We start from the raw sequence: 9,717 nt of genomic DNA on the forward strand, positions 1-9,717 counted from the left end.
GGAGTGATTACCTCACTGAAAGGCAATGCGATAGTATCGTTTCATCATCGATAGCCTTTGATGCCACGGTTACTAGCCTTTACCTGCCTTTACTGTGCGGCGGCAAGATCCATTTGCTCGGTGACGGTCAGGAGTTGGTTGAATTGCTCCCTGCATTGTTGTCAATGGAATCAGGCGCTTTGGTTAAAATTACGCCCGGTCATCTTTCGGCAATAGGGCAAAAATTGAACACGATGGGACGAACATGCCCGGCTCACTGTTTTATCGTGGGCGGAGAGGCACTGCCCAGTTCCACTATTGCACTCTGGCGAACATTATCCCCTGGATCACGCATCATCAACGAGTATGGCCCAACTGAAACCGTCGTGGGTTGTACGGTGTTTGATATCAATCACTCGGGCTGTTTTGCCGATAACGTACCGATTGGCCGCCCAATATCCAATACCCAGATTTACATTCTCGATACCCACGGGAAACCTGCCCCAATGGGTGTCACGGGTGAACTTTACATTGGGGGAGTCGCTGTCGCGCGTGGCTACCTGAATCGGCCAGAATTGACGGCTGAACGTTTCCTGATAGATCCGTTTAGTGATCGACCGGGCGCTCGTATGTACCGTACCGGGGATTTAGCGCGTTACCTGCCGGATGGCAACCTGGAATTCCTGGGCCGCAACGACCAGCAGGTTAAAATCCGCGGTTTCCGCATTGAACCGGGGGAGATTGAGACACGTCTGATAGAGCACTCGGCGGTGCGTGAGGCGGCGGTGCTGGCGCTGGGGGATGGACAGGACAAACGGCTGGTTGCCTATGTCGTGGCGCCAGCGGATGACGGGTTGGTGAATAGTTTGCGCACTCACCTGAGTAAAATGTTGCCTGACTATATGGTGCCGTCAGCCTTTGTGCGGCTGGATGCTTTCCCGCTAACGCCGAATGGTAAGCTGGATCGTCGGGCGCTACCGGCCCCGGACGGCGAGGCTTTTGCCCGCCAGGTTTATGAAGCGCCCCAGGGGAAAGCAGAGATCGCCTTGGCGGCTATCTGGTATGAGTTGCTAGGAATAGAACAGATTAGCCGACACGATAGCTTCTTTGCGCTGGGCGGCCATTCTCTGCTTGCTGTGAGGATGATCGAACGTCTGCGTCACTTGGGGCTGACACTGGCGGTGCGTGACCTGTTCCAGTCGCCGGTGTTATCTGAACTGGCCCAAACATTAGGGCAATATCGGGCTGTGGCAGTGCCGCCGAATGTGATTACGTCAGCGACGACAACAATTACGCCGGAGATGTTGCCGCTGATAGATCTGACTCAAGCTGACATTGACTGTATCGTCGGGCAAGTGCCGGGCGGGATGGCCAATATTCAGGATATTTATGCCCTGTCGCCGTTGCAGGACGGTATTTTGTTCCACCACTTATTGGCAAATGAAGGTGATCCCTATCTGGGGATCGGTCAGATAGCCTTTGCTGATCGCGCTTTGCTGGATCGCTATCTGGCGGCGGTACAACAGGTGGTTGATCGCCATGATATCCTGCGTACCGCCTTTATCTGGCGAGAGTTGTCTGTACCGGTTCAGGTGGTTTGGCGTCAAGCCACTTTGTCAGTGATGGAACTGGACTTGAATCCGGCTGATGGGCGAGTTTGTGATCAGTTAACCCAACGTTTTGACCCTCGTCATTATCGTCTCGACTTGGGCGAGGCGCCGTTATTGCGCTTTGTGGTGGCACAAGAGGTTGATGGCCGCTGGATTGTACAACAATTGTTGCATCATCTGATTGGCGATCATACCACGCTGGAAGTAATGAACCGCGAAGTACAGGCTTATCTGAGCGGGCAGGAGGAGAGTCTGCCAGTGCCGACACCTTTCCGTAATCTGGTAGCACAGGCCCGGTTAGGCGTTAGTCAGGAAGAACACACTCGCTTCTTTACTGACATGTTAGTTGAGGTAGATGAACCGACCCTGCCGTTCGGTTTGACGGAGGTGTACCGTGATGGTTCGCAGGTGACGGAATCGCACCGGATGTTGTCAGTCGAGCTAAATAACCGTTTACGTCATCAGGCGAGACATTTGGGGGTCAGTCTGGCGGCCTTGTGTCATCTGGCCTGGGCACAGGTACTATCGTGCACCAGCGGGCAGGAGCACGTCGTGTTTGGCACGGTGCTGTTTGGGCGCATGGCAGCGGGAGATGGGGCCGACAGCGGCATGGGGCTGTTTATTAATACCCTGCCGTTACGGCTGGATATCGATGGGACCTCGGTACGAGACAGCGTGCAGGCCGCTCATACCCGACTGGCTGGATTATTAGAGCATGAGCATGCGTCACTGGCGTTGGCGCAGCGTTGCAGTAGTGTTGCTAGTGGTACGCCGCTCTTCAATGCATTATTAAACTACCGGCATAACCTGTCTCTGGTGACGCTGGATGAAACAATGAAGGGCATTGAATTCTTAGGCGGACAGGAGCGGACTAACTATCCGTTTAACCTGTCAGTGGAGGATTTTGGCGATGCTCTGGGGCTGACGGCTCAAGTTGTCCAGCCGTTTGATCCGGATCGTATATGCGGTTATATGCAGCAGGCGCTGGAAAGTCTGGCGGAAGCACTTGAACGGCGGCCTGAGACGCCGGTGCGGGCATTAAATATTTTGCCAGAGGTGGAGCGAAAGCTGTTGCTGGAAATGTGGAATACCACTGAAACCACCTATCCTGAGACGTTATGTATTCATCAGTTGTTTGAACAACAGGTGGAGCAAACTCCAGAAGCCACGGCGTTAGAGTATCAACAACAAATCTTCAGCTATGCTGAACTCAATAGTAGAGCTAACCGCCTTGCTCACAAGCTAATAACGCTGGGAGTCGTACCGGACCAGCGGGTAGTGATTTGTGCAACACGCTCGCCAGCGATGATAGTGGGACTGTTGGCGATATTGAAAGCCGGAGGGGCGTATGTGCCGTTGGACCCAACTTATCCGGGGGAACGTCTGGCGCATATCCTGAATGATGTTGCCCCGTCAGTGGTGCTGGCGGATAAGATTGGACGGTCGGCTCTGGGTGAAAAGGCGTTGGTCGGGTTAACGGTATTAGATCCGAATATTCAGCCTGACCAGCCGGACAGCAATCCGCAGGGGATTGCACTGACTCCACAACATCTGGCGTATGTTATCTATACTTCTGGCTCTACCGGCACGCCGAAAGGCGTAATGGTGGAACATCAGGCCATTTATCAACGTTATTTCGGTTTTAATCAGACCTATGCTGTTACTGCACAAGACCGGATGCTGCAATTTTCCTCTTTTGCCTTCGATGCGTCCGTCGAAGAACTGTTTTCGTCATTATGCAATGGCGCCACGTTGGTGATTCGTGATGATAGTTGGCTGGCTTCTGTGTCGGCGTTTATCACCTTGGCCCGACAGAATCAAATTACCGTGATGTCTCTGCCAACCCTATTTTGGTCTGAACTGGCGGCCAGAGACAGGGCGTTATTACTACCGGATTGCCTCAGGTTAATCATGATTGGTGGCGAGATGGTGAAGAAGAGCGCCATTCAGGCGTGGTTTACACAGGAAATGCCACGTCCACGGTTGTTAAATACTTATGGCCCGACGGAAAATACCGTCATTGCGACCTGTCAGGAGATATTATCCCCAGAAGATGCGTGTTCTATAGGCCGACCAATTAGCCATACTGGCATATACTTGCTGGACAGATACGGCCAGCCTGTACCATTAGGCAGTATTGGCGAAATATATATTGGCGGCGTCGGTGTGGCGCGTGGCTATCTGAACCGCCCTGAATTGACCGCCGAACGTTTCCTTGTTGATCCATTCAGTAGTCACCCGGATGCCCGCATGTACCGCAGCGGGGATTTGGCCCGCTATCTGCCGGACGGCAATCTGGAATTCCTGGGCCGTAACGACCATCAGGTTAAAATTCGTGGCTTCCGTATTGAACCGGGGGAAATTGAAGCCCGCTTGGCGGAACACCCGGCAGTGAGTAAATCTGTGGTATTGGCGCAGGGTGAAGGACAAGAGAAACGGCTGGTGGCCTATGTCGTGGCGCCAGAGGATGATGGGCTGGTGAACAGTCTGCGTGCTCACCTGAGTGCTGTTTTACCTGATTATATGGTGCCAACGGCTTTTGTGCGGCTGGATGCATTTCCGTTACTGCCGAATGGTAAGTTGGATCGTCGAGCGTTGCCGACACCGGACAGTGACGCCGTTGCGCGTCAAACTTATGAAGCGCCACAAGGGGAAACGGAAATAGCCTTGGCGGCGATTTGGCGTGAAGTCCTGGGTGTTGAACAGATCAGCCGGTATGACAATTTCTTTGCTCTGGGCGGTCACTCGTTACTGGCGATGCGAGTGATGAATCGGGTAGCCGCTTTAGGTGGAGAATTGCCGCTGACGACTCTGTTTAAATCCCCTTCGTTGAAGGCGTTTGCTGAGGTTATGCAGGCCCGGATGGGACAACCGGACATGATTCTGCCGTCCATCGTGCCGATATCCCGTGAAGGGGAATTACCGTTATCATTTGCTCAACAACGCCTGTGGTTCCTGGCGCAGCTTGAGGGCGTCAGTGAAACTTATCATGTCCCGATGGCTCTACGCTTGTCTGGTCAGTTGGATATCATGGCCTGGCAAAAGGCGTTGGATACCTTGTTTGCCCGTCATGAAGCGTTACGTTCTGTCTTTGTTTCTATAGATGATCAGCCGCAAGTGCGACTGTTGGAACCGGATAGCGGCTTACTGTTATCGCAATATGACCTGCGCGGCGTTTCGGATGCTGATGAAGTTCTTAAACGCCTGAGTACGGAGGAGGCCCACGCGTCATTTGACCTCGAAAGCGGCCCGCTTATTCGCGCGGCTCTCATCCGGATCACCGATGACGAATATCAATTTTTACTGACTCAGCATCATATTGTTTCCGATGGCTGGTCTGGCAATGTACTGATACAGGAATTGAATGCGCTCTATACGGCGTTTATGAATGGACAGCTCGATCCGTTGCCGCCGTTGGCGATTCAATACCCAGATTACGCCGCCTGGCAGCGTCAGTGGTTGTCGGCTGAACGTATTCAGGTTCAATCCGACTATTGGCGTGCAATGTTGGCTGACGCCCCGGTTCTGTTGGATCTGCCGACAGATCGGCCTCGTCCGCCGGAGCAGTCGTTTGCCGGAGATGCCGTGCCGGTTAACTTAGATGTTGAATTAACGACAGCCCTTAAGCGTCTGAGTGAGCAGCAGGGCGTCACCTTATTCATGACGCTGTTGTCAGCCTGGGCGGTGGTTCTGTCACGTTTGTCAGGTCAGGAAGATGTGGTGATTGGCACGCCGAGCGCGGGCCGTGGTCGTCAGGAAGTGGAACCGTTGATTGGCTTCTTTGTCAATACGTTGGCGTTGCGTATTGGTTTATCAGGTGAGCTGACTGTGACGGAATTACTGGCACGGGTCCGGCAAACCGCATTGACGGCGCAGGAGAATCAAGATTTACCGTTTGAACAGGTGGTGGAAATCGTACAACCGCCGCGCCGACTGGCGCATACCCCGTTATTCCAGGTGATGTTTGCCTGGCAGAACAATGAGAACTCGGAATGGGAATTACCGGGGCTGGCAGTCTCACCGGTCTATCAAGCTTTTGATATTGTCAAGTTTGATCTTGAACTAGGCTTGTCGGAGGAGGAGGGCAGGATTGTGGGGGCGCTGAATTATGCCACCGCCTTGTTTGATTCGGCAACAATGGAAAGACAAGTGGGATATCTGCATGCGGTGTTGCAAGCGATGGTGGTTAACCCTCAACAGCCGATCGGAAAAATTGATATCCTGGCCCCGGCGGAACGCAAGCTATTGCTAGAAACCTGGAATGCGGCGGAAACCGCCTATCCTGAGGCGTTATGCATTCATCAATTGTTTGAACAACAAGTGGAGCAAACCCCGGAAGCCACGGCGCTGGTGTATCAGGCGCAAACCTTCAGTTATGCCGAATTAAATGCCCGCGCTAACCGGCTGGCCCATCAGCTTATCGCATTGGGTGTCGTACCTGATCAGCCGGTGGCGATTTGTGTGTCACGCTCGCCGGTAATGGTGGTAGCGTTGTTGGCAGTGTTGAAATCCGGTGGCGCCTATGTGCCGCTGGACCCCGCCTATCCGCTGGAGCGTTTGGCATATATCCTGAATGATACTACTCCGTCAGTGGTATTGGCTGATGCGACTGGACGGGCAGCACTGGGTGATGAGGCGTTAAGGGGGCTGACGGTACTGGACCCGAATACCGTGCCAGACCAATCGGAGCGCAACCCGCAGGTAGCTGCATTGACGCCGCAGCATCTGATTTACATCATCTATACCTCCGGCTCAACCGGGCAGCCGAAAGGGGTGATGGTGGAACATCAGGCGGTGTACCAGCGTCATTTAGGTTTTAATGAGTCTTATGCGGTCACGGCGCAAGATCGGCTGTTGCAATTTGCTTCTTTTGCATTTGACGTTTCGGTGGAAGAGTGTTTCTCGACATTATGCAACGGGGCCACGCTGGTCATGCGTGATGACAGTTGGCTGACGTCGATGTCGGAGTTTATTGCCTTAGCCCGACAGAACCGTATCACAGTGCTGTCTTTGCCGGCATTATTCTGGTCCGAACTGGTTGCCAGAGACGATAATGCATTACCGCTGCCAGATTGTCTCCGGCTTATTATCATTGGCGGTGAGGCGGTCAAAAAGAGCGCCATTCAGGACTGGTTTGTACGGGAAGTCCACCGACCCCGACTATTGAACGCTTATGGCCCGACGGAAAATACCGTAACAGCGACTTGTAAGGAGGTTTTATCCCCAACCGATGATTGCTCTATCGGTCGGCCTCTTAAAAATACCTGCGTTTACCTGCTGGACAAATACGGTCAGTTAGTCCCGGTGGGCAGTGTTGGCGAAATGTATATTGGCGGCGTGGGTGTGGCGCGGGGTTATCTTAACCTGCCGGAATTGAGCGCGGAACGTTTTATACCGGATCCTTTTAGCTCGGTATCTGGCGCACGGATGTATGTTACTGGGGATTTGGCCCGCTACTTGCCGGATGGCAGCCTGGAATTCCTGGGGCGTAACGACCATCAGGTTAAAATTCGCGGCTTCCGGATTGAACTGGGGGAAATTGAAACCCGGCTGGAGGAACACCCGGCGGTACAAGAGGCGGCAGTGCTGGTGTGGGAGGATGAACAGGGCAAACGGCTGGTCGCTTATGTGGCGGCAGAAGCGAATGAAGGGCTGGCAGCCCGTTTGCGTGAACATTTGAGTGCAGTTTTACCTGACTATATGGTACCGGCAGCTTTTGTGCGGCTGGATACTTTACCGCAGACCCCGAATGGCAAGTTGGATCGCCGGGCGTTACCGGCGCCGGGGGAGGCGGCGTTTGCCCGTCAGATCTATGAAGCTCCGCAAGGGAAGATAGAAACGATGCTGGCGGCTGTCTGGTGTGAATTACTGGGTGTTGAGCAGATTAGTCGACATGACAGTTTCTTTGCGCTGGGTGGTCATTCGCTGCTTGCTGTGCGCATGATTGAACGATTGCGGCGTATTGGTCTGAGTATATCGGTAAAAACGTTATTCCAGCATCCGACACTCTGTATTTTGGCACAGTCTCTGGTTCAGCATAATGAAATTCAGGTGCCTGACAACCGTATTACACCGGATACGACGGTGCTGACGCCGACGATGTTGCCGCTGATTGATTTGACCCAGGCTGACATTGACCACATTGTCGGGCAAGTGCCGGGCGGGATCGCCAATATTCAGGATATCTATGCGCTGTCGCCGTTGCAGGATGGCATTTTGTTCCACCATCTGCTGGCAAATGAAGGCGATCCCTATTTGTTGACCGGGCAGATGGCTTTTGCTGATCGGGCGCTGTTGGATCGTTATTTGGCGGCGGTTCAACAGATAATTGATCGGCACGATATTCTGCGTACCGCTTTTCTCTGGCAGGGATTGTCAGTCCCGGCGCAAGTAGTCTGGCGTCAGGCCCCATTGTCGGTGACGGAACTGACATTAAATCCGGCTGACGGTCCGGTCAGTGAGCAGTTAACCCGGCGTTTTGATCCGCGTCATCATCGTCTTGAGCTGAGCGAAGCGCCGTTGTTGCGTTTTGTCATCGCTCAGGAAACCGATGGCCGTTGGTTGTTGCTGGAATTGCATCATCACTTGATCGGCGATCATGAAACGATGGAGGTGATGCACCGCGAAGTGCAGGCGTACCTGACAGGCCGGGAGGATAATCTGCCTGCGCCGACACCTTTCCGCAATCTGGTGGCGCAGGTCCGGTTGGGGGTAAGTCAGGAAGAACATACTCGTTTCTTTACTGACATGTTAGCGACGGTAGATGAACCGACCCTGGCGTTTGGTTTGACGGAAGTGCGTCGTGATGGTTCGCAAGTGACGGAAGTTCACCGGATGTTGCCAGCCGGATTAAATGACCGTTTGCGTCATCAGGCGAGACATCTGGGTGTCAGTCTGGCGGCCTTGTGTCATTTGGCTTGGGCGCAGGTGTTGGCGCGTACCAGCGGTCAGAAGAATGTCGTGTTTGGTACGGTGCTGTTTGGGCGTATGCAGGCCGGAGAAGGCGCAGACAATAGTATGGGGCTGTTTATTAATACCTTGCCGTTGCGACTGGATATTGATGAGACCCCAGTACGGAGCAGCGTGCAGACCGCCCATGCTCGACTCGCCGGACTATTAGAACATGAGCACGCGTCACTGGCGCTGGCACAGCGTTGCAGCGGCGTGCAAGGTGAGATCCCTCTCTTTAATAGCTTGCTGAACTATCGGCATAATACCTTGCTGGCAGCGTCGGATGACATCAGCAGCGGCATTGAATTTATTGGTGGGCAGGAGCGGACTAACTATCCGTTAATGCTATCAGTGGAAGATTTTGGCGAATCTTTGGGGCTGACGGCTCAGGTCGTGCAACCGTTTGATCCGGAAAGTTTATGCGGTTATATGCAGCGAGCATTGGAAAGTCTGGTAGATGCCCTTGAGCAAGTGCCGGACGTGCCTGTTAGGGCATTGGAAATCTTGCCGAAAGCGGAACGTACGCTGTTGCTGAAAACTTGGAACGCGACGGAAACTGTCTACCCTGAGATGTTATGTGTTCACCAGTTGTTTGAACAACAGGTGGAGAAAACCTCTGATGCGATAGCATTAGTATATGAAACTCAGACCCTCAGTTACGCCGAATTAAATACCCGCGCCAACCGCCTGGCCCATCAGCTTATTGCGCTGGGCGTGGTACCCGACCAGCGGGTGGCGATTTGTGTGGCACGTTCACCGGCGATGGTAGTGGGATTGCTGGCGGTAATGAAAGCGGGTGGAGCTTATGTGCCGTTAGACCCGGCTTATCCTAGTGGGCGTTTGACACATATTCTAACTGATGCTGCCCCAACAGTGGTGCTGGCGGATGAGGCTGGCAGGGCTGTACTGGGTGAGGAAGCGCTGGCTGGATTAACGGTACTGGACCCGAATACCTTGCCAGATCAGCCGGACAATAATCCACTGGTGCCTGCGCTGACTTCCCGGCATCTGGCCTATGTGATTTATACCTCGGGTTCGACCGGTATGCCGAAAGGGGTGATGATTGAGCACCGCAATACGGTTAACTTCCTGCACTGGGCTCAACAGGCTTTTGACGTGGAAGAGATCCGCGAAGTGCTGTTCTCAACGTCGATGAATTTCGACCTGTCCGTTTTTG

The 9,717-nt window shown here is 53.5% G+C and carries 1 protein-coding gene; it reads left to right on the top strand.

Going from position 1 to position 9,717, the window contains the following annotated elements; translation table 11 throughout:
* The coding region (locus EAE90_RS22280) for a non-ribosomal peptide synthetase (RefSeq protein WP_214055328.1) at positions 1-9,717 on the top strand (9,717 nt) is incomplete at both ends.

The sequence above is a fragment of the Photorhabdus caribbeanensis genome (genome assembly GCF_018448885.1).
GTDB lineage: Bacteria > Pseudomonadota > Gammaproteobacteria > Enterobacterales > Enterobacteriaceae > Photorhabdus > Photorhabdus caribbeanensis.